Origin of the sequence: Sphingobacterium thalpophilum (assembly GCF_901482695.1) — a bacterium.
Lineage (GTDB): Bacteria > Bacteroidota > Bacteroidia > Sphingobacteriales > Sphingobacteriaceae > Sphingobacterium > Sphingobacterium thalpophilum.
In genome coordinates, this window is the sequence record NZ_LR590484.1 from 4,945,366 (window position 1) to 4,966,745 (window position 21,380).

The 21,380-nt window shown below is 38.6% G+C and carries 21 protein-coding genes and 2 pseudogenes; 11 read left to right on the plus strand and 12 right to left on the minus strand.

Annotation, left to right across the window (positions count from 1 at the left end; all coding sequences use genetic code 11):
* Positions 1-102: 102 nt before the first annotated feature.
* Positions 103-342: a hypothetical protein gene (locus tag FGL37_RS20755; protein ID WP_028069695.1), complete on the minus strand. Its 240-nt coding sequence runs from the start codon at positions 340-342 to the stop codon at positions 103-105.
* Between the two features lie 1,008 nt (positions 343-1,350).
* Between FGL37_RS20755 and FGL37_RS20760 the strand changes: the two genes are divergently transcribed.
* Both FGL37_RS20760 and FGL37_RS25600 read left to right on the plus strand, forming a co-directional pair.
* Entirely contained in the window at positions 1,351-2,778 is a 1,428-nt protein-coding gene (locus FGL37_RS20760; RefSeq protein ID WP_028069696.1) for a TlpA family protein disulfide reductase, read from the plus strand.
* Positions 2,779-3,019: 241 nt separating this feature from the next.
* Positions 3,020-3,256: a transposase gene (locus FGL37_RS25600; protein ID WP_197734492.1), complete on the plus strand. Its 237-nt coding sequence runs from the start codon at positions 3,020-3,022 to the stop codon at positions 3,254-3,256.
* Between the two features lie 221 nt (positions 3,257-3,477).
* On the opposite strand, the gene FGL37_RS20770 is transcribed toward FGL37_RS25600, so the two are convergent.
* The 3 genes from FGL37_RS20770 to FGL37_RS20780 all read right to left on the minus strand — a co-directional run bounded on the left by FGL37_RS20770 (position 3,478) and on the right by FGL37_RS20780 (position 4,970).
* Positions 3,478-4,197, minus strand: a complete 720-nt coding sequence (locus tag FGL37_RS20770) for a hypothetical protein (RefSeq protein WP_028069697.1) — start codon at positions 4,195-4,197, stop codon at positions 3,478-3,480.
* A gap of 92 nt (positions 4,198-4,289) precedes the next feature.
* Entirely contained in the window at positions 4,290-4,517 is a 228-nt protein-coding gene (locus FGL37_RS20775) for a hypothetical protein (RefSeq protein ID WP_028069698.1), read from the minus strand.
* A gap of 9 nt (positions 4,518-4,526) precedes the next feature.
* Complete coding sequence (locus FGL37_RS20780) at positions 4,527-4,970, minus strand: hypothetical protein (protein WP_138096996.1); 444 nt, start codon at positions 4,968-4,970, stop codon at positions 4,527-4,529.
* Between the two features lie 252 nt (positions 4,971-5,222).
* Here FGL37_RS20780 and FGL37_RS20785 point away from each other — a divergent pair, with 252 nt between their 5' ends.
* Together FGL37_RS20785 and FGL37_RS20790 are read left to right on the plus strand one after the other, a co-directional pair.
* Complete coding sequence (locus FGL37_RS20785) at positions 5,223-5,411, plus strand: YbjQ family protein (RefSeq protein WP_037533046.1); 189 nt, start codon at positions 5,223-5,225, stop codon at positions 5,409-5,411.
* Positions 5,412-5,515: 104 nt separating this feature from the next.
* Positions 5,516-6,676, plus strand: a pseudogene (locus FGL37_RS20790) (KAP family P-loop NTPase fold protein); the annotation flags it as partial.
* A 213-nt stretch (positions 6,677-6,889) separates the two neighbouring features.
* Here FGL37_RS20790 and FGL37_RS25850 read toward each other — a convergent pair.
* Entirely contained in the window at positions 6,890-7,741 is an 852-nt protein-coding gene (locus FGL37_RS25850) for an IS3 family transposase (protein WP_028071708.1), read from the minus strand.
* Positions 7,738-8,016: a transposase gene (locus tag FGL37_RS20800; protein ID WP_028071709.1), complete on the minus strand. Its 279-nt coding sequence runs from the start codon at positions 8,014-8,016 to the stop codon at positions 7,738-7,740. The genes FGL37_RS25850 and FGL37_RS20800 overlap by 4 nt, the downstream gene beginning before the upstream one ends.
* 41 nt (positions 8,017-8,057) lie before the next feature.
* On the opposite strand from FGL37_RS20800, the gene FGL37_RS20805 reads away from it, so the two are divergent.
* From FGL37_RS20805 to qatD, 4 genes are read left to right on the plus strand one after another with little or no spacing between them, the layout of a single operon-like run.
* Positions 8,058-8,639, plus strand: coding sequence for a hypothetical protein (locus FGL37_RS20805; RefSeq protein ID WP_028071705.1), 582 nt, complete (start codon positions 8,058-8,060; stop codon positions 8,637-8,639).
* A 2-nt stretch (positions 8,640-8,641) separates the two neighbouring features.
* Positions 8,642-9,382, plus strand: coding sequence for a Qat anti-phage system associated protein QatB (locus FGL37_RS20810; protein ID WP_138097000.1), 741 nt, complete (start codon positions 8,642-8,644; stop codon positions 9,380-9,382).
* A 2-nt stretch (positions 9,383-9,384) separates the two neighbouring features.
* Positions 9,385-10,743, plus strand: coding sequence for a Qat anti-phage system QueC-like protein QatC (gene qatC / locus FGL37_RS20815; protein ID WP_051607275.1), 1,359 nt, complete (start codon positions 9,385-9,387; stop codon positions 10,741-10,743).
* Entirely contained in the window at positions 10,740-11,471 is a 732-nt protein-coding gene (gene qatD / locus FGL37_RS20820) for a Qat anti-phage system TatD family nuclease QatD (RefSeq protein WP_028071707.1), read from the plus strand. The genes qatC and qatD overlap by 4 nt, the downstream gene beginning before the upstream one ends.
* Before the next feature lie 165 nt (positions 11,472-11,636).
* Here qatD and FGL37_RS20825 read toward each other — a convergent pair whose 3' ends face one another.
* The 3 genes from FGL37_RS20825 to FGL37_RS20835 form a co-directional block, all read right to left on the minus strand.
* Positions 11,637-13,259, minus strand: a complete 1,623-nt coding sequence (locus FGL37_RS20825) for an ISL3 family transposase (protein WP_138097002.1) — start codon at positions 13,257-13,259, stop codon at positions 11,637-11,639.
* Between the two features lie 143 nt (positions 13,260-13,402).
* A complete protein-coding gene (istB, locus tag FGL37_RS20830; protein WP_262709475.1) occupies positions 13,403-14,056 on the minus strand; it encodes an IS21-like element helper ATPase IstB in 654 nt (217 codons plus the stop codon).
* Positions 14,057-14,136: 80 nt separating this feature from the next.
* Positions 14,137-14,730, minus strand: a complete 594-nt coding sequence (locus FGL37_RS20835) for a Mu transposase domain-containing protein (RefSeq protein ID WP_407695586.1) — start codon at positions 14,728-14,730, stop codon at positions 14,137-14,139.
* Between the two features lie 107 nt (positions 14,731-14,837).
* On the opposite strand from FGL37_RS20835, the gene istA (FGL37_RS20840) reads away from it, so the two are divergent.
* Together istA (FGL37_RS20840) and istB (FGL37_RS20845) are read left to right on the plus strand one after the other, a co-directional pair.
* Positions 14,838-16,277 (plus strand): IS21 family transposase, encoded by a 1,440-nt coding sequence (istA, locus tag FGL37_RS20840; protein ID WP_051607276.1) that lies wholly within the window; start codon positions 14,838-14,840, stop codon positions 16,275-16,277.
* Between the two features lie 16 nt (positions 16,278-16,293).
* Complete coding sequence (gene istB, locus FGL37_RS20845; protein WP_081817988.1) at positions 16,294-17,118, plus strand: IS21-like element helper ATPase IstB; 825 nt, start codon at positions 16,294-16,296, stop codon at positions 17,116-17,118.
* Between the two features lie 5 nt (positions 17,119-17,123).
* Here istB (FGL37_RS20845) and istA (FGL37_RS20850) read toward each other — a convergent pair whose 3' ends face one another.
* The gene (gene istA, locus FGL37_RS20850) at positions 17,124-18,125 is read right to left on the minus strand and encodes an IS21 family transposase (RefSeq protein WP_171019313.1); all 1,002 of its coding nucleotides are present in this window, start codon (positions 18,123-18,125) and stop codon (positions 17,124-17,126) included.
* Positions 18,126-18,220: 95 nt separating this feature from the next.
* On the opposite strand from istA (FGL37_RS20850), the pseudogene FGL37_RS25605 reads away from it, so the two are divergent.
* Positions 18,221-18,319 (plus strand): annotated as a pseudogene (locus FGL37_RS25605) (ATP-binding protein); the annotation flags it as partial.
* A gap of 447 nt (positions 18,320-18,766) precedes the next feature.
* Here FGL37_RS25605 and FGL37_RS20865 read toward each other — a convergent pair.
* Together FGL37_RS20865 and FGL37_RS20870 are read right to left on the minus strand one after the other, a co-directional pair.
* On the minus strand, positions 18,767-19,999 hold the full coding sequence (locus tag FGL37_RS20865; RefSeq protein ID WP_051606993.1) for a TlpA family protein disulfide reductase: 1,233 nt from the start codon (positions 19,997-19,999) through the stop codon (positions 18,767-18,769).
* Positions 20,000-20,034: 35 nt separating this feature from the next.
* On the minus strand, positions 20,035-21,372 hold the full coding sequence (locus FGL37_RS20870; protein WP_028070432.1) for a RagB/SusD family nutrient uptake outer membrane protein: 1,338 nt from the start codon (positions 21,370-21,372) through the stop codon (positions 20,035-20,037).
* Between the last annotated feature and the right edge of the window lie 8 nt (positions 21,373-21,380).

Here is a 21,380-nt window from a genome sequence, read left to right on the forward strand (position 1 = left end):
CAGATTATAAACCGTAAAAAACAAATTCATGATCTATTGGAAACATAATGGATTTATATAGTTTTTTTGATACATGTTCAAATATTGCTTTCATATGCTAGTTCATAAGTCTTCATTCTTTTGGATTAGCCGGGCAATATAGCGATTATAAGCTTCCCCCATGGGCAGTTCCATATCAGTGGTCAATTGTCTCCGGGTAACCTCAACTGTTTCATTCGATAAGGGATTAACACCTGTTGACTTACCATTTTCCCAATATATTCCAATTCCTCTTTTTTGCCAGTTCGGCAGGTCGTTGAAATTTATGCCATAGGTCTCTTTACGCTCGCTTGAATCCCGCAATAAATGACCATTTCCATCTAATAATAACTAAATTTTTTCCATAACGAAGCGTCCAATAATAGTAATTTTTAAAGGTTATCTTTTCGTCTTCCATGAAATATGGCTCACTATTTTTTGAATTTACAAAACAGCACTCAAAAGACAAAATATATAACTCAGAAGCTATAATTTCTATATCTATTTGTATCCCGGATCTTATCCAAATTCTTATTTTTACTCCCATCTAAAGATCCATATGAAGCCGTTAGAAGAAATTGATATTTTTATTTTTGATACATTAACCGGTGTTTTGTTTGATAAAGTACCAGAGTGTAAAAAATGCTTGGAATGGTGAAGGATAGTTTTTTCTCAGATTGTTCAACATATTTGCTTATGAATGAATTTGCAGAATATCTTGTTGGCCAGACCAATGTACTGAATATGTTTTTTAAAACACTATACATTTCATAATATTTTCCTATCTTTAGGATAATTATAAGCCAAGAAAAGTCAATTATGAGTATATTTTCAATTTTACGAAAAGAGCGTGAAAGTAATGTTTTAGCTGTATGTACTTCTTTGCTCAATAAATTTGGAATAAGATATACCTCTAGAAAACTTGCTTCAAGATCATATCAATTATCCGTCATTACTGTCTGTTAAAGACACTTTATCTGAGTACGGTGTTGAAAGTGTAGCTATGAAAAAAGGTAATTATGACTGTTCTAATTTTGAAACTCCTTTTTTATGTTCTATACAAAAGGAAGATTGGCCATATACTTATTTAACAGTTGTGACAGAAATATAAGGAGAACATATTTGGTATTTCCAATGATAAATGTTGCAACTGGAGGCTATTGTAGAACAAGAGATGGCAGAGATGGGACATGCACATATTACATGGGTATATACGGATGCGTTCCTAATTAATTATTGATTTTCGGAGATTATATGTTTTACATGTAACCTCTTTTTTGATAAGTATTTCCAAAAATCAAATTAGGTTACAATTATAAAAGCTAATTCATCATGGTCAAAATTATTGCATATTTTACTTTGTTCTATTGTTCATTACAATTAAACGTTTACGCACAATCCAATTTTTTATCCAGTGGATATCTATCACTTACAATAAAAGGTAAACCTTCACTTCTCTTCAATGAAATTGACATCGCAATGCCGATGATGAGCAATTCTCTATTAAAGGATAAGCCGGTTGTATTTATCAAACTCAATGATTCCACATTTTATTTATCTGAATATACATATGGACCGACTGCGGTTTATTTTAGATTAAATGGACGTTATCTATCAACTATGTTATTGCCCAACGAGACTAATGTAATTACGGTATCTATGAAGGATTCGGCCAATTATAATATACAATTTGAAGGTCGTTTTAAAGAGATTTTTGATAATTCCGCTCTACAGGAGGACCTTATTATGAATATGCTTTCGTATCCTAACGCTGGCGAAGGAAGTACAGAAGTCTTTAGTTCTGCAGACGATTTTAAAAAGAAACAATTGGAAGCTGTAGCGGATATGACGCATTCTTTAACTAAAGGTCTTCCTAATGGAATGCTTAAATCTTATTATGCCGGAATTATTAGCGCTTTTAAAATTCCTAATATTCTTTTTTCTCAAATTCCTCAGCGGACACAAAATTACTATGACGATATCATCACTGCTAACTTTGCAGATACCCTTACACTAATGCCTTCAGGCTACTTTGATCTTTTGGTTCGAATTTACCAAGATTCGTTATTGCAGATACCCGATATCACCAAAGTAGGCCCTTCGGATTTTAAAGGTCGTTTAGTCCATTTGTTTGGGAAAACTTTTCAAGATAAAGATAACCTATTTTACGACATGATGATAGCTGCTGCTTATATCTATCATCTAAATGATGGATATTTATTAAGTCATCAAGATCAATATCATATAGATAACGCTCTTAATAATAAACAATTAACTAATTATATCTTCCTTCAAAACGAGGTAAAAAAAATAAATCATCAACAAGGTGATCAACAGGTATTCTTTCTTCCATTTGATAAGAAAAATGAGATGATCGTTACGTCAATTGTTGAAAAATATAAAGATAAAGTGATCATAATTGACTTTTGGGCTACTTGGTGCGGTCCCTGCATACAAGCTTTTTCCGAAATGGATAAAGTAAAGAAAAAATATGAACGCCGAGATGATGTAGTATTTGTTTATTTAACTGATGAATCATCGGATCCCAATGTGTTTCAGGAATATACAAAAATATTAGGTGGGGAGCATTATTATGTTTATAAAGATCAGTACGCTAGTGCATTAAAACAATTTGGGTTTGAATATATTCCTAGTTATTTGGTTTTTGATAAGCGAGGTAATTTAACTCAAAAAAGTACCTCCCCCATGAATTTGACAGATACTTCTACAAAGTGGATAGAGAGCGCATTGAGCAAATAAATGTATCTCATAATGGAATTTGATTATATTTTTAACACATGAAAAAATACCCACTTATATAATAAATTTAAAGCATCGTTCTGATCGCTATAAAAATATACTCAATGAATTTGAAGGAAAAAGTGAATTTGATGTCACAATTGTTAATGCTGTCGAAGATTTAGTAGGGTCGTTTGGCCTATGGAAATCCTTCTGTCATAGAATAAAAATTGTTAAGGAGAAAAATCATAAGTATATTTTAATGTGTGAAGATGATCATATGTTTACGGAGGAATACCAAATTGATAAATTTAACGATCAACTAAAAATAGCTGCTTCTCGGGAAGCTGATGTTTTCTCAGGGGGAATTAGTCGGTTTGACAGATCATGGCGGGAGAACCGGGACGAACTGACCGTCTTTTACGACTTCCCACTTGAGATCCGACGAAGAATCAATACGACCAATATCATCGACAACCATGAATGGGAAAATCCTTAAATACACCAAGAATAAACTGTCATTTCCCACCGTGATGCTGTACTGGAATCAGTATATTTGGCTTTGAGAGAAAGCTCTAAAAAGCGGATAATGCCTATCCAGAATTGGGGTATTATCCTACATCAGTTCTTAACTTTATTTGAAAAAAAAGTCCAGTTATAGAGAACATAACTGAACTCCGTATTTTTATTTACACACTTAGTGGGACAGTCCCTATTATTTCAGTCTTTCAGGTATTGTGGCATCGGCCAATTATATTCCAACCCTTCCAATGATATTGTTTTCAGTGTTTTCTGGTCTACATTATATTTTCTTTGGATCTCGGCCTTGAACTTTTTTGCCAGTTGATGCTGATAAGTATCATTCTTCTCTACGTTACTAAAGCTCGTCAATGGATATTTTTTTTCGGCCAGCTGCATCGACTTGTCTTCTGCCTGGATAATCAGCTTAAATATTTCTTTTCGAATTTCAAGTGTAAGTGATTTACGATAAGATGGTGCATTTTCCGGAGAAGGAATTTTAAAATGCTGTGCAGCTACGGTAGGTTCATCATCGTTTTTAGCCTTTGAAAGCCTTGCCACCCATTGTCCCATACCGCTTTTACTGTGCTCTTCCGTTTGAAATAGAAATAGACTGACTGCATTCGGGCTTGCATCACTATTCCTTATAGAATCATATAGATGGAGTAGGAGTTGTTTATTGTTTTCATCATTTAATCCATCGTCACCCTTTAATATGATGTCGGCTCTATATAAGGTTTTTGTCGGTGTTGTAGAAATGGTTGGCGGTGATACCGTGTATCCGCTTAGTTTAATTGGTGCCGCTATATTTGTTTCATTATTAGTTGTGTCTGTCAACTCAGTAGGCTCAGTTGTTTCTGAATTTAGACAGCTAGCAAAAAGTATTGTAATGCTCAGAAATATAATTTGAAATCTTTTCATTATAGTATTTTATCAAGTATATACCGTGGTTAAATTTTGTGATTTGCTATGGTTCCCCGTACTCTAAGCTATCTAGAGTTTAAATGGATTGTTTAATAGGGGTGTTTTCCACCAAGCCATCTCATAAGTCCGTCTCCGCCAAAAAGAAAAAATACAATTAGACCACCTGTGATGATAAATAATAGCATACATCCAAAAGTATTGGCTCCCAGTTTGCTTCTTTCGTCGTCTGTCATAATTGCCACTCGACGGTAATCATCTTCCCTTGATTTGCGACGACCATATTTCGTATTTGGATTGTAAGATTTCCTTTGCGCCATATTCAAAATTTATTTTTGAAACTCCTTTATTGAGTTAGAGCCGTCGGTGAAATGCTGTATGATCTGCAATTCATTTCCGGCTTCCTTATAGGATAACTTTTCATCCATTGGATGCTCTCGCCATCGCCCATCTGCTACACCCCATATTATCTGATCCTGATTAAATTTTATTTTGCAATTATACTGTTGTGAGTCTTTAAAGTAGGAGACAATATAAATTTCGCCTTCATTTTTTACCGTTAGGTTTTCGGGCTGCTGAAACATCAAGGTTGCAATAGCATATTTAGCTATTTCATTATAAGTATAATTTCTTGGCGCGTAGTCCAGAACTGTTTCTGTAGTAGGCTGACTGTTTTCAATAACCTCAACGGGAGTTTCCTGCACTGCTGGTTGAGGTGATGGTGAAGAGCATGCTGTAAAAAATACTGCTGCTAAAATAAAATATGTTTTCATGTTTTTGATATCGTTGTTAATCATATAAGGCACTGATAAATACATTTCAATCTATAAAGACAATACGAAGATCCTCTTTCAAAACTATTTAATACTACGGTTTCCCGTAACCAGCCATCCTTTCAACCCCATACCTTAGCCTTATAGTTTGTAATAATCTTGAAAGCTAGTAACAACAAACATATTAATTCAAAATAAATAATGTATATTAGGCTTGGGTATTAACCTTACCCAATTGAAAAGTAGCATGCAATGATAATAACCACGACCAATTCCATCGAAGGGAGAGAGATTTCACGATATAATGATCCAATAGCAGCCAATGTTATCATCGGCACCAATATCTTTAGCGATATAGGGGCGGGGTATGTAGATTTCTTTGGAGGTCGCTCTGCCGGCTATGAGAAGAAAATGCAGGAGATGTACAAGCGTGTTACCTAAGTTTGAGTGATGAGTCGTGAGTATAAGATGATTCCTGTCATAGCCATAATATAAAAAGGTCAAAAGTAAAAATCAACATGTTTAATTTTAATAAAGTATAAATTATGTGGGCAGATAACGAAACGTCAGAGGACCTGTTAGGATTTAAAGTACACGCAGATTTATTAATCAATATTATCAAGGATGAATCTGTTTTGCCAATTACAATAGGAGTTTTTGGCGATTGGGGAAGTGGGAAGTCCAGTATCTTGCAAATAGTAAAAGAAGAGTTTGATAAGGATGATGATAAGGATTCTCTCTGCATATATTTTAATGGATGGACCTTTGAAGGGTATGATGATGCTAAAGCTGCACTGTTAAATTCAATTCTTAAAGAATTGGAAGACAACAAAAAAATTGCCGAAGAACTAAAGGATACAATAAAAGAAAAAGCAAAGAAGCTTTGGAAATCTATTGATTGGATGCGTGGGGCCGGTATGGTTATGAAAAATGTTGCCTTGCCCGCTGTTTCTGCATATTTTACGGGAGGTCTTAGTTTAGTTCCTTTTGCTATTCAGAAGCTAACTGAATGGGGAGATAATCCAGAAAAAATAATTAAGAAACTTCAATCGGAAGAAGGGAAGGAAATATATAAAGCCTTTGTAAAAGAAGGAAAAGGAGAAGATAAAAATGCTACAAATGCAGTTGCAGAATTCAGAAAAGATTTTTCGGATCTTTTAGAAGCCACAAATTTCAAAAGGTTAGTTGTAATTATTGATGATTTAGATAGATGTAACCCTGAAAGAATTATTGAAAATCTTGAGGCGATTAAACTTTTTCTAAATGTACCCAAAACAGCATTTATCGTTGGGGCAGACCCTCGAATAGTAAAATACGCTATTGAGCATAAGTACAAAAACAATAAAGAAATTGAAGAAGATAACAACCGAATTGTTATTGATTACTTAGAAAAATTAATTCAGCTTCCTTATTCCTTGCCAAGACTTTCTGAATCTGAAGTTGAAACTTACATATCAATGCTTATCTGTAAAAAAGAGATAGGCGATACCATGTTTAAAAATGTACTTGATGAATTTAAGAAGTATAGATTAACAAATAAGTATTCGGCATTTGGATTGTCAAACTTTGAAAAGATTTTAGAACCTGAGGAATTCGGAAAAGTTAAAGACAATGTAATTACAATTCCCTCATTAGTCCCTTTAATTACTAATAGTTTGTATGGAAATCCCCGACAGATCAAGCGGTTTCTAAATACTTATACTATCAGAAAAAGACTTGCAGAAGTTGCATCGTTACAAAGTTTTAATGATGCCGTTCTTGCAAAAATGATGATACTTGAATATTCTGAACCTAAGTTATTCAAGAAGTTGTTTGAATGGCAAATAATTCAAGATGGGGTACCAAAAGAAATAACAGAGATAGAATCCATATGTAAAGAGTATGATACTCCCCATTGGTTGGACAACTATTTCACTAAATTAAGATACATTTTTCACTTTATCTGCATATTTTTCATCAGGTGTAACCCTACCGATAGATTTGTGCCGTCGCTCAGAATTATAAAAGGCGATATAATCTCTGACCTGTCGGTAGAGATCAACCCCTCCATTAGGGGGATTGATATAGATTTTCTCCCTTTTGATTGATCCCCAGAACCTTTCAATAAATATGTTATCCAGTGCACGGCCCTTACCATCCATTGAGATCTCGATATGATGATCCTTTAGCGCTTTGGTGAATACGGGAGAAGTGAATTGAGAGCCCTGATCGGTATTGAATATTTCAGGCACACCATAAGTCCCTATGGCTTCCAATAACACATCCCTGCACCATTCCACGTTCATGGTATTGCCCACAGACCAGCCAACAATCTTCCTGCTGTACACATCAATAATGGCAAACAGGTACATAAAGCCACGGAACATGGGGATATAGGTGATATCGGCCTGCCATACCTGATTTGCACGTTCGATTTTCAGTCCCCTGAGCAGATAGGGATATTTGTAATCCGCTTTATTTGCCTTGCTCAGGTTCTTTTTCGGACAGATAGCTCTCAGGTTCATCATGTGGTAAAGACGTCTTACCCGCTTTTCCCCCACTGGATGACCCAAGTCATATTTCAGGTAGGATGTCATCCGTTCCACTCCATAGAAGGGACAGTCAAGGAATTTCCGATCTATCAGCCTCATTATTCTCTGGTTGAACAGCGATTCCCCTTTGGGTCTGTAGTAATAATTACTGCGCGGAAGGCCGATAAGTTTGCACTGCTCCGAAACGCTGATCTTTTTTTCGGACGGGGAAACCAGTTTGCGTTTCGCTTCCATGCTCATTTCCCCAATACTTTTTTTAAGAAATCCACCTGGATCTGTAACTCACCGATCTTGGAATAGAGTTCTTTCTCTTTCGAATCATCTTTCTCTTCTCTCTTTTCACTGGCGAACACCTGTTCGGCATTGGCCAGAAATTCACGTTTCCAGCTGTTGATCTGCGTGGGATGTAACTCATATTTCGCCGCCAGTTCCTGGATGCTCTGTTGCTCTTTAATGGCTTCTATGGCTACCTTCGTCTTAAAGCCTGAACTGAATTTTCTACGTTCCTTTTTCATTTTCAACTGCTAATTTAAACATTTACGCAGTTGTCCAGTTTTTGGGGAGTACTATAGAGAAAGGAATTGAAGACGTTATTGCAGAAATAAAAGAATCAGATTTCAAAGAATGGAGTAAACCTAAAATTATAAAATGGTTTCAGATTGAGCCTCTATTATCAGGGGTTGATTTGCGAGATTACTATTGGATCGCCCGTGATAAATTAGAAAATTCTATTACTGCAACCAGTATGGTTCCACCAATGGTAAGAGAATTATTTAATGAGTTATTACCCGATAATATGACGGCAACAGTTACAAAATCTCTATTAACCGCAAAATTTCAACCTTTTAGTGATATTGAAAAAGACGCGTTTTTCAATCTTCTATCTTCAAATTTAAAAAGGAATCCTCAGCAAAAGAGGTTGTATGACATTTTTAATGCAATGACAGAAGATAAAATAGAAAATACAATTTATCACTATATGGAAACTCTTAAAATAATAAGTATATCGGATATAGAACCTGCGGTTGCGACAAGATTAGCAGATTTTAAATCAGAACCCGAAATTGGAGATTTCCTGAAGGAATATTTCAAAGATGGTAAATCGAAAGCGAGTAAAGCATTTAATCTAAAAAAATAAAAATGGGAACATCTAAATCATTTTCTGATGTAAAACACTCAATGGTTCCGAATTGGGGTACGCTTAGTTCTTCGCTTACCTCAAATTGTGATTCTTCTGTTCTTCCAGCTCAGAAGCTACAGAACATTCTGGGGCATTTTGTTTCAACATTGGGCGGAGCATCAACAGGAGGGCGGGGCGGTTCAAAAGCAGGAGGACGAAGCAGTATTAGAACCGCGAAGAAAATCGGAGGAGTCTTTTCAAAGTTTATCAGTTCGGGTAATAATATTAGAGAAACGCTTGAATCTACCGGTTTAGCAAATATTGATAATAAAACGGTTGGCGATGTAATTAATCATTTGATTGAGTACTGTTCAGGTAATGCAACTTCAATTGATGATAATGCGGCAAAAGAAGCTACAAGATTATTAATAGAAGAACTGATGGGGAAAGCTGAAACCATTGATGAAGTGCAAACTTTATTACAGGAGACTTTTACCACAAATACTTTGGAAGATGTAATAGTAAAATATTTTGGATATTACATCAATGAGCTTTTATCAAAGTGGTTCTATGAAAATTTAATAAAAAATAAGAGTGAAAGTGATTGTAGTAATCTATTCAGTCAGATAAAAAATTTCATATTTGAAAGAGTTGACGATATGCATAAAAGGAATCCACTACAGAACATTGACTGGAGTTCTGATGAAGCTGATAGACTAGTGAAAAATATTCAACAAGATGTATTAACCGTATTTGAATAGTTATGAGAGTAAATATAGTTATTGATAACGCAGATTATGGCAAATTTTCAGACTTGCAACTTTGTTATATAGATAACGGAGTGAATAGACAAGTTCCATTATCTTTCTTAGGTTATGAAAGAGTTTTTGATTTTACGAGCGATTTTACTTCTGTAAAATTTGATTTCTTTCTTGTATCTGCAATAGTTTATGGTGTAGATAATTTACTTAGTAGGGCTATTTATTCAAATGATGGTTGGACAAGGGATATAGAAGTAGAGTTTCCGGTGAATAATTTAGTTATTTGGAGTGGTAGAGAAGAAAAATTAAAACAGATTTTAGATTTTCTAACCGGAGATAATTGGCAAATTTCTTTCCGAGAAATAGAAGATGTTGATTTGTTTCAACCACGTGCTAACAGAAGGAAAATTCCAAGTTATGAAAAGGACAATATTGCATCCGTAAGTTTATTTTCAGGCGGTTTAGATTCTTTAATTGGAGTTATTGATAAATTGGAAGAGCTTAGTAATAATGAAAGAATACTCTTAGTCTCTCATTTTGATTCAAAATCTCCTGGTCCGAATGGAGACCAGAAAAAGTTATTGAAGCATTTAGTGGCTCAATATCCAAATAGAATATATTGGGTGCAATCAAAATTGGCATTATCAAGAAAAGACAGTGATGGAAATAGAGTAACCATTGAGAATAATTACCGCAGTCGTTCTCTATTTTTCATTGGTTTAGGTTGCTATCTATCTCCAATTGACGAATTAATAATACCTGAGAATGGTACAATCTCAATCAATTACCCTCTTACTCCATCAAGAGTAAGCTCTTTAAGTACACGAACAACTCATCCATATGTTTTAAAAAACACTCAAGAATTACTTGCAGATTTAGGGCTATTTACAAGAATACATAATCCTTATACATTTAAAACGAAAGGGGAAATGTTTATTGAATGTACGAATCAAAGGATTTTACAAAGCATTTTTCAAGATTCAGTTTCTTGTGGTAAAAGAGGTAGGAGACAAAATTGGCAAGTAAAAATTGGAGTTCAAGAGTGTGGAATTTGTATGCCTTGCATTTATAGAAGAGCCGCTTTAAACAAAGCAGGATTAGATAACGAAAATCATTATGGTAACTTTATTACTAAAGCTGATTCACGGAATTACAGTAATGATTTACCTGCATTAATCAATTATTTGAGAAAAAATATATCTTTGGAAAGAATGAAAAGAGATTTATTAGTGAACGGAAATATTGAAATTCATAATCTTACAGAATATGCAGAGATGGTATTAAGGTCTAAACAAGAAGTCTTGCAATTGTTTAATGATAAAGGGAACAGATTTGTAAAATCTGAGTTGGGAATTAGATGATTATTGATACACATTGCCATATAGATTTATATCCAAATCCAAGGAAAGTTCTGCAAGATTGTGTAAGGGCTGATATAACTGTATTAGCAATGACCAATCTGCCAAGCCATTTTGAAATGGGGTATTCCCATTTCCAATCATTAAAAAAGATACGATTGGCTTTAGGAATGCATCCCTTAATGGCTGACTCTCATAAAAAAGAGTTTGGTTTATTTAGAAAAAACATTAATAGAACATCATATATTGGAGAGGTTGGATTGGATTTTTCCAAAGAAGGTATTTTTACAAAAGATATTCAAATAGATACTTTTTCTAAAATACTTAAGATTATTTCAGGGCAAAAAAAAATATTGAGTATTCATTCCCGAAAAGCAGAGAAAGAAGTTCTTGATCTCTTAATTGAGAATAATATTCAATCTGCAATTTTTCATTGGTATTCAGGAGGGGTAAATTTGATTGATTCTATTGCTAAGGCAGGATATTTTTTCTCTATTAATCCTGCTATGATAAAATCTATTTCAGGGAGAAAGATAATTTCTAAATTGCCTAAGCATCTCGTATTGACGGAAACGGATGGGCCTTTTATCAATGAAAATGATTATCCTATAAAACCTGGCCAAGTAAATACCGTGATTTCCTATTTGTCGGAAGAATGGCTTATTACAGAAAAAGATGTAAAAGAGATTATTAGATTAAATTTCTATAATCTTCTCAACTATATTAAATAGAAAGGAGTTTGCTCATGCAAGCTCCTGAATATTAAAATCGCTCAAATTGTGTTTCGATAAATTGTAACAGCTCGTGATGGATATAATGTTGAAGTTGACCCCTCCGCTGGACATACTGACCCCTCTGCATATTCCGGTGATGTTGGTTCTTCCCCACTTTTGGTGTCATGAAGGAGAATATACCACACGTTTCCTCAACAGATCAAACCCAGCTCTCCCGTACATCTGCCGCTTAATCGTTTTCAGTCTATTAACGTTTCCTTCTACGGGACCATTGCTCCACGGTAGGCTGAGTGCATTTTCAACAGCCTTGCAATCGGCCAGCAGCCCTTTGGCGAAAGAGGCCATCTCCTTTACTCCGGATTTGTTTGATTTGTCAATCCATTCTTTCAGATCCGTATTACCTGACCGTTCAGACATCATTTTTCGGAAGGATTGAGCAAGCGTGAAAATCTCCTGCAGGTCTTCGGAAGATGTGCATAATTCGCTGATAAGCTTTTGCTGGCCTTCTTTTAACTTAGCGTGATCGGACACGAACCAGATCGCTGTTGATGCTGGTTTGAAGGATGCTCCAGCCTGCGTAGGCAACTTCTTTGTACGCCCAGCTTTTTTACCTACCTGTACCCCATAGTATTTCAAGGCTTCTGACAAGGTAGAATAGGCTCCTTTGTATCCCTGGGATTTTAACTCCTGCCATATTGTAGTCAGCAAGATGTCGGATTCCTCCTCCATACGCTTTCTGATGTACGGAAAAAATTTTTCTATCGGGTTGTTACGGCTTTGTGATCTGCGGGGTAAGGTTTTCATATCCAGATATCTCTTGATAGTTCGCCTGCTCATGTTCAGATGTCGTGCCATCGCACGTATAGAGTGCCCTTTTCCCTGCAGTTCTTTAAGCTGTTTGAACCGTTGAAGGCGGATTCCACCTTGGGGATTCTCTTCGGACCTTTTGTCTCCACCAGAGATATTTTGGCCGCAGACCGCTTTTTCCGCTTCGTTCAGGGGTTGCTTCGGGGACAGCATAGCGTTGACTTTGCTATACTGCCTGACCAATACTTTCTGTACTGCTTCGCTTAGATTTTTCAACAGATGCCAACGGTCGGTTACCTGTATAGCCTGTGGTGCACCGGCGATGATGGCTTTTTGGTAATTACTGTATCTGTCCCGACTCATTACCTTAATCTCCGGACGCATTTCCAGCCATTTTCGCAACGTCTCTTCTTCCCGGTCAGGCAGAAGGTCGATAGCTTTCCCTGTGTGAAGATTGACCAGGATACTACCATAGCTATTCCGTTTTTTATAGGCCCAGTCATCCACCCCGACAGCAGTCACACCTTCTGATGGTGAAAAAGCCTCGTTTTCAATCAGTCGCAGTATAGTCGTGTCACTGGAAGGCATCGACACTAAGTCGCAGATTCGCTCAGCAGGTCTGCCTCCGGCCAGTAGTCCCAGCTGCCGGATCTTGTTTTCCAAACGGTCGGTCTTCCGCCTGTAAGGCTTAAAGTAATGCTCGAAACGTTCAGTGAATACTTTAAACGGGCATTCCTGATGACGGCAGTAAAACTTACGCGAGCGAAGAAAAATCACGGATGTTTTTCCAAAAACCGGAAGATCTGCGATTTTACGTGTGTAATAACTATGGATTCTTTTCGAGGGGATACAGCAGTTCGGACAGCTAACAGACCCGGTGCCACTCTGAACATAAATACGAAGTTCGTCCTGTCTGTTGTCAACCGATATCACTTTGAAGCGATCCCCGTTTGAAAAAACGAGTTTTGAGGCATTCATTATAATCTTAACGGTCTGCACACGACAATTATGATAAGATTACCACCAAAAGTGGGGAAGAACCTGATGTTAACCCCTTTCCGGCGATACTGACCCCTCTGATTTTGGTTATCTGGGGGATTTTTACCAATAGCCTGACAATATTACCTTTTTTTTCTTAGACTTTCACCCTTAAGTTCAATTCGGTGAGAAGTATGTACAATCCGGTCCAATACAGCGTCCGCAATTGTATCTTCCCCAATCACATCATACCAGCTTGCGACCGGAAGCTGACTGGCTATAATGGTGGATGACCTGGCATGCCTATCTTCAATAATTTCCATCAGGTCCAGTCTTTGCTGCTGATCCAGATTTACAAGACCAAAGTCATCCAGGATCAGCAGGTCAGATTTTGCAATCCTGTCCAGAAGTTTGTGCATTGATCCTTCCAGTCTGGCAATCTTGGTTCGCTGGAGCAGCTTCTGTAGATTGAAGTATAAGACCTTTTTTCCCTGTGAGCACGCTTTTAACCCAAGGGCTGAGGCCAGAAAGCTTTTTCCGCACCCCGTCGCGCCCGATATCAGTAGCGGCTCACCTCTTTCAATATACCCGCCAGTAATCAGGTCTGCAATCTGGGCTTTGTCCATACCGCGTTTGGGATCCATATTGAACTCCTCAATCGATGCCTGATAACGAAAGGCAGCATTCTTTTTTAGTCTGTCAAACCGTTTTTCTTCCCTGCTGTCCAGCTCTGACTGCAGGAGAAGCTGCAATCCATCCTCAAAGTTAAGTTCTGTCATACGACGCGTTTCTACCAATGCTTTCCAGCTACGCTACATACCCAATAGGCGGAGACTTCTCATGTTGTGTTCGATGTTCACTGTAATTGATTTTTATGTTATGAATAATACTCCCGGTTCCTGATATTTTCGTGCAGGGGAAGTTTTTTTTCGGTCGGTGCCCCGCCGTGCTCCGGAAAGTTTACCATACCGGTTATTAAAAGACCTTCAACAAACTTATACCGTAGCTGGCGATGAGTAATAGCCACCCGACAGGCCTTTATAAACAGGTCGCTGTAGGTCCTTTGAAGCCTGAACAGCCCATCACATGTCCTGTAAAGCTGTTCAGGATGGCGCTTCTGGTCAAAGATCATCTGTACCAGTTCACTGAATACCGGGGATATGGCATTTGCTCTTGTCAGGTAATGGGCAGGGTTCTTTTTTCTGAACTCACGGTACTTGGCATCCAAATGTTCCTCCAGGGTGGTATAAGCATTCTGTTTTGGGCTCCTCTGATGCAGGGCGACCTGTTTTCCTCCAACAAAGATGTGCACGAGATTTTTGGTGTAGATAACCTGTGCTTTCTTTCCGATATAGCAACTGGGTGCACTATAGAAGTGTCTGTCCCTGCCAAGATAGACGTGCCCGTTTTCACCGATCTTAAGCTCCGCATAATATTTTAGTGCAAAGCGATGCTCGGGTAATGGTAACAGAAGATGTTAATTCTCATTAAAACACCCCCACTAATTCTCATTAAAATGCCGCCACCTTGATATTTAATTAAGGTTTAATTTGTCGGGAAGTTTTAATCTCCGACAGTATGTATAAAGTGGCAATGTATAATACGATAAAAACACTGCTGTCCCACGGGAAGTCGATTCGTGAGATAGCCTCGGAACTTGGGATGTGCCGCAAGACCGTTTCACGCATCCAGAAATCGCTGGCCCGTGGGCTTGAAGAACCCTTGCCCCAGATAAGGCCAAAGCGGCTTGACGATTATCTGGAAGATATCCGGGAATATAGGGACAAGGGGCTGAGCGCGGTACTCATCCACCAGCGGCTTCGGGACCGACATGGGCTGGATGTATCCTACCCGAGTGTGGCCAGGAGCATTGAGAGACTAAAGAAACAGGAAGTATATGTACCGTTGCACAGCGACCCGGGAGAGGAAGGGCAGGTAGACTTCGGCTATCTGGGTATCTTTCGACGGAACGGGCGTCCTGTCAAGGTATGGGTCTTTTCCATGGTTCTCTCCCATAGCCGGTACAGCTTCTATAAGCTGGTTACCAGTCAACGTGTGGATGAATTCTTGGATTGCCATATCAAAGCTTTCGAGTATTTCGGCGGGGTTCCCCGTACGGTCAAACTTGACAACCTGAAGTCCGGAGTGACCACTCCGGACCTGTATGAACCGGAGCTGCAGCGGCAATATTCGGAATTTCTATCCTACTATGGGTGCGCGGGGATTGCCTGCCGTCCCCGCAGGCCGCAGGATAAGGGAAAGGTAGAATCTTCGATCAAATATGTAAAGAACAATTTCCTGAAGGGCTTTGAAGGTAACAGTTACCACGATCTGCTTTGCGGACTAAAGGTCTGGAACGAAGAAACCTGTAATAAGCGTGTCCACGGCACCACGCGGCGTGTACCACTGGCGATGTTCCAGCAAAGCGAAAAGCCGGCACTGATGGACCTTCCGCTGCTCCGGTACGAGATTCTGGAAGTCGGCTCCAGAAAGGTCACGCGGCTGGCACATGTCAGCTACCGCCATAATTACTACTCGGTACCGTCTACCTACGCCGGTAAGACCGTCAGACTGGAGAGTAACGGCACCTGTTTGAAAATATTTGACGGGAGCATCCAGATAGCGGTCCATCAGGTCAGCGGGCAGATCGGTATGTACGTTTCCCGCCAGGAACATCGACCAGAATACAAAAAGAACGTAAGCAGGGAGGAATACCAACATCAGATGGCCGGAATTGGCCCCTACACGGCACGTTTCTTTGAGCATCTTGTGGCCGCGGTTCCTACCCATTGGGGCCCCATGACCCGTGGGGTCCTTAAACTAAGGAAGCGGTTTACCGACCAGCAGATTGACCTTTCGTGCAAACGTGCGCTCCACTTCAGGGCGTTCAGCTACCAGCAGGTCAAACGGATATGCGAGAACGAGCTGTACCAGCAGAACTATGACGAGCCGGTCCCGATGGCCTATTCCTGTGAATACGAACACGAACTGGGTCTATATGACCGTTTAACAAACTAATATAAATAAATATAATATGGAAACATTATTGGCAAGCCTACGCCACCTAAAATTGGCCACGATGGCCCAAAACCTGGAAATGAGAAACAGACATGCCCTGGAAAAACAGATCAGCTATCTGGAATTCCTCGAGCTGCTCGTTGAAGATGAAACGGTCAAACGACAGGCCAATGGTTACCAGTCCCGGCTAAAAGAATCCCGTCTGGATACCCAAAAGATACTTGATAGCTATGACCTGACTTACCAACCTGGACTCGACAGAAGACAGTTGTCCGATCTGGCATCGTGCAGGTTCATCGAACAACGCTCCAACGCCATATTCATGGGCAAACCCGGAGTGGGAAAGACTCATCTGGCAAATGCTATCGGGCTGGAAGCGGTCAAGAGAGGTAAAAGGGTGCTGTTCGTGCACACCAACGAAATGGTCGACCGACTTTTTGCCTCACGGGCCGACGGCAGCTACGCGACGACACTGCAGCGCTTCCTGAAGCCGGATCTGTTGATACTCGATGAACTTGGCTTTAAGAAAATGCCACAGAACAGTATGGAGGACTTCTTTGAAATCGTACGCAGACGGTACGAAACAGGATCGATGATCATCACCACCAACCGAAACTTCGAGGACTGGGGGAACCTCTTTGGGGATAGAGTGATCGCTTCGGCCATCATAGACCGGATAGTCCATCATGCAACCATCGTAAAACTCAATGGCAATAGTTATCGGGTGAAAAACCTAATGGAATTGCAGGATCTCTTTCCGAACGAAGAAGCTCCAAAGGGAAAAAGAGGAAGACCAAGAAAACAGGAAAGCGAATTAACCGGGGAGCATGAGAATGAATGATTTTTTTATGATATTAGTGGAGGCATTTTAGTGAGAATCGGTGGCGGCATTCTGATGATAATTGACAGAAGATGTTTTTCACAGCTGAGGAACCGTTCCTGCCGACAATAACTCCTGTTCTGCATACGCGTCTGGTTCAGCTTCAATACACAGTCTTCAACGGCGCTGTTGAGGGCTGATAATGAGAAAAAGCTCCTGTTTCGAAGTTTGGCAAATACCTGCGTATAAATGATCTTTACATGGTTTTCTACGGCACTCTTGTCCCTGGGCTTTCCAGCGCGTGCAGGAACGATAACAGTACCGTAATGATTGGCCAGATCTTCCATACAGCGGTTGATTTCCGGTTCGTACCTGTCACTTTTTATAACCGCAGACTTAAGATTGTCCGGAACGATACATCTTGGCACCCCGCCAAGAAACTGTATACATTTATCCAGCGCGTCCAAAAAGTCGGGTGTCTTCTGGCTCGGCACAGCTGTGGCATAACAATAATTGGAAAAAGGAAGACAGGCCACAAATATCTCACAATTTATGATCTCACCGGTATTGCCATCGATAAAATGAAGCTTCTTGCCGGAAAAGTCGATATAAAGTTTATCTGCTGGCGTATGTTCCATGACCATCGAGCTGCGCTTCTGTACTTTGAGATATTGCCCCAGGTGGAAACAGAACTGTGAAAGTTCATAGCCGTCCGACACGCTTTGCTTATATTCTTCCCAAAGAAGTTTACGGGTAACACCGGGACGGCCGAGTTCTTGCTGAAAATAGGAAAGCCGCTCTTTGAAATCCTCAAACCGGGCATCACGATAGGCTGGATTACCGGCATTCAGAAGCCCGTCGAGAATCGGATCCTCCAGTTCCAGCAGCTCGTTCATGTTGAGCTTTGCCTGACCGATCTTGAAAAGATAGGTCTTTACGGTGTTCTTACTCAGTGATAAACAACGTGCTATCGCTTTTATGGCATAGCCCTGCTGTTTCAATCTTATCAATTGTTTTATCTGACTCATGGGTCTTGATTTACCGGCCATTGGAATAACTCTTAAAAATCTTATCCCAAATAAATCAAAATAACCAAGGGGGTCAATTTACTCCGGAATATGCAATCGGTGAAGATACAATTGCAGACGCAATACTCGATAGACTGATCCATGGATCTTACAGAATCGAACTTAAAGGCGAAAGTCTAAGAAAAAAGAAGTAATATTGTCAGGTCATCAGTTGGACTGAAGAAAGCCTTGATAGAGGGGTCAGTATGTCCAGCGGAGGGGTCAACTTCAACATTATATCCATTTTGCGCCGGAGTTCGCTTGGGCGTTTGTACCCTTCATTGATAAACCACAATAATCTTATTTTCCATTTACCATAGAGAACTTCACCAATCAGGTCTAAACCACAGTTGAGACTTAAAGGTATTTTCTTTTCGTACATATTCCAAAATTAAGTCAATGTTCGAAAATATACAATATGGGATAAATTTATCCCTATGCAATTCGTTTTTCCGTACTTGTGTAAACAGGCTTTCAGATAATTACCAAATTATAAATATTGGAAAGAGTACTCGAAATATACATTATTTTCAAGGATTAGTGGTCATAAGAGAACCTCTTGTTTACTTTTTAATCGTACACAAGAGGTTAATCTTTTTATTTTAAAGTATTTTATCTAATTGCTTTTTTAGTTCCGGGTCTGATGGCCTTTTTGCGTTTCCAGATACGATTGTTCCATTAGGGGCTATTAAAATAAATCTAGGGATTGCACTGATGTTATAATCTTTTATAAAATCTGAATTAAAGTCTTTATCAGCGATAAGTTGTGTTCCCCCTAAGTTGTTGGATTTTACATAAGTTGACCATTTTTCATAATCTTTCATTCTGTCAACAGAAATACTTACGAAGGATATTTTTTTATTGTGATATAACTTTTCTATCTTCTGCAAATAAGGAATCTCAGCTTTACAAGGGGCACACCAGGTTGCCCAGATATCTATGTATACATATTTGCCCCGTAAATCTTTAAGGGATACGCTTTTATTGTTTACATCTTTAAAATTGAACTCCGGAGATGGTTTATTATCAGCTGTTTTTCTAAAATTAGCGTATACCTTTGATACTTCATCTTTATAATAGGGGCTTACAACCACCTTCATAAAATTAGAGTAGGCCTGTTCTCTCGCTTCAATATTTTTTACCATTTTTAAAATAGAACAGGTATAGTCAAAATTAAGATATTCCCTCATAAATGGGTTGGTAATTTCTCTATTGATGACATTCAGTTCGACGATGTATTCGCCGTCATACCCTAAGGGGGATTCTTCGTTATATTTAGTTTGCTTTAATTTGATGATTCTACTTTCTAACCATTCCCTGTAGCTGGCAGACCTTTTAAACATGTCCTCATCATTGACATTTTCTTCAGTTTCAGCGATGAAATTTTGCAATAGCAATTTGTCACTTTCGCTCATTTTCTTTGGATATGCTTTTTGATAGGCCGAATCCAGCTGCTTTTTATCTGCTTTTGCTCCAATAAGTCTATAGTATTCTTCCAAAGAAACAGAATCTTTTCCATATCCTCTGCGGTAAGTGTCTGCGAGCTCCTTGATGAAATAATTTACATCTTTTGTTTTTAAAGCTTTGGCACCTGTATCCGTTTCATTAGTAAAAGTATCGTTGATATCTTTTTGTAGCGATCTTGCCTTACTGATAAAATCACTTGTTGACAATGCATATATACTGTATAGATAGCTACCTTTTATAATTGGAAAGTAGTTATTTGATATCTTATATTTTTCTGGGACCAAATCGTCAACAAGGACTGGCTTAGATGACTGAGCAAAAGCGGAAATGCTCAAGAATAAAAATAGGAATAGTGTTATATTTTTCATGTGATAAAAATCTTGTTTAATTTTTTTATGTTCATTTAATTGACTTGCATGTTGGGATTGAATTTTCTCACCCGAGTTGGTATCTGAAAAGTGTAACGATTACTTTGTGGCGTTAATGTCTCCTGAAGTTCAGAATTTTCCCTGTTAATACGTTTGACGTCTTTCATCAGGCCATCTCTATCCAGTCTTTTCATATCCATCCAGCGTGTGGCTCCAAAAGCTAATTCCCGTCTCCTTTCTGCCAATACCAATTTTAAAGCATCATCTTTATTCAGTGAAGTAGCGGGCTGATAAGCAGAAGCCTTTATTCTAACTTTCCGGATTATATTTAGATATTCCATAGCAGCAGCGGTACGGTTAGAACGAGCCGCCAGTTCAGCAAGGGTCAAATAAACTTCCGGAAAAGTTATTCCAAAATTTGCTTCCCCATATGCTCCCCCTCGATTGATTCCTTTGTTGTTACTGATCGTCAAAATGCTGTATCTTAGATCATTTTCATCAAAATATGTTTTTAGCTCATCAGAATACAACATAAATACCGGGACATTTCTATCTTCACTTCCACGCTGCCATAAAATTTCAGGATCAAGATCGGCAATAGGTAGGTCATCACTTGACTCAATTGTATTATAATCCGTTAGTTTATGGGCTACGGCCAGAGTTTCCAGGGCATATTTTTCGGCATTAGTATAGTCGGCAATATATAGATAGACTCTTGAAAGAAATCCTTTTGCGGCACCTTTTGTTGCTCTGTAGCGATTTACATTATTTAATGGCAAACAGTCAATTGCACGCAGGGTGTTATTGACAATACTGTCTATATTATCCTGGATTAATGCTCTTGGGGGGACTTTATCAGTTACATTTGTCGTTGTTACCCATGGTAGTCCTAGGTCCGTATTTTTAGTATTTATATTATAGCTCTTTGCATACACTGTTAGGAGTGTAAAATAGGCATCTGCACGAGCTAATAAAGCCTCTCCCAGCACTTCTTTTTTCTTTTGTTCATTGCTGCCGGTAGCAGACATTACATTGTTGATGATAACGTTTGCATCGTAGATGATCCTGTACAATTGCCCCCAGATAACCGGGCTCACCTGGTCATTAATATCTTTTTCCTCCCGCCAGAAATATAGGTTGGCGTTGACACTTTTATCTTTGGCGCTATAAGTGCCATAATAATCATCTGTACAATAAAGTAGGGCAGAAGGAAAAGACTGGGTCATTGTGAAGGAATTTAACATGCTTTCAAAGTCAGTCAATTTTTCCGGCAGGACTACACCCTTGGGCTTTACTTCCAGAAAGTCTCCACAGGATAGAATACTTAGTAGTGTTAATAAAATCAAAAATTTCAATAGTATTTTTTTCATCATTTTATAAT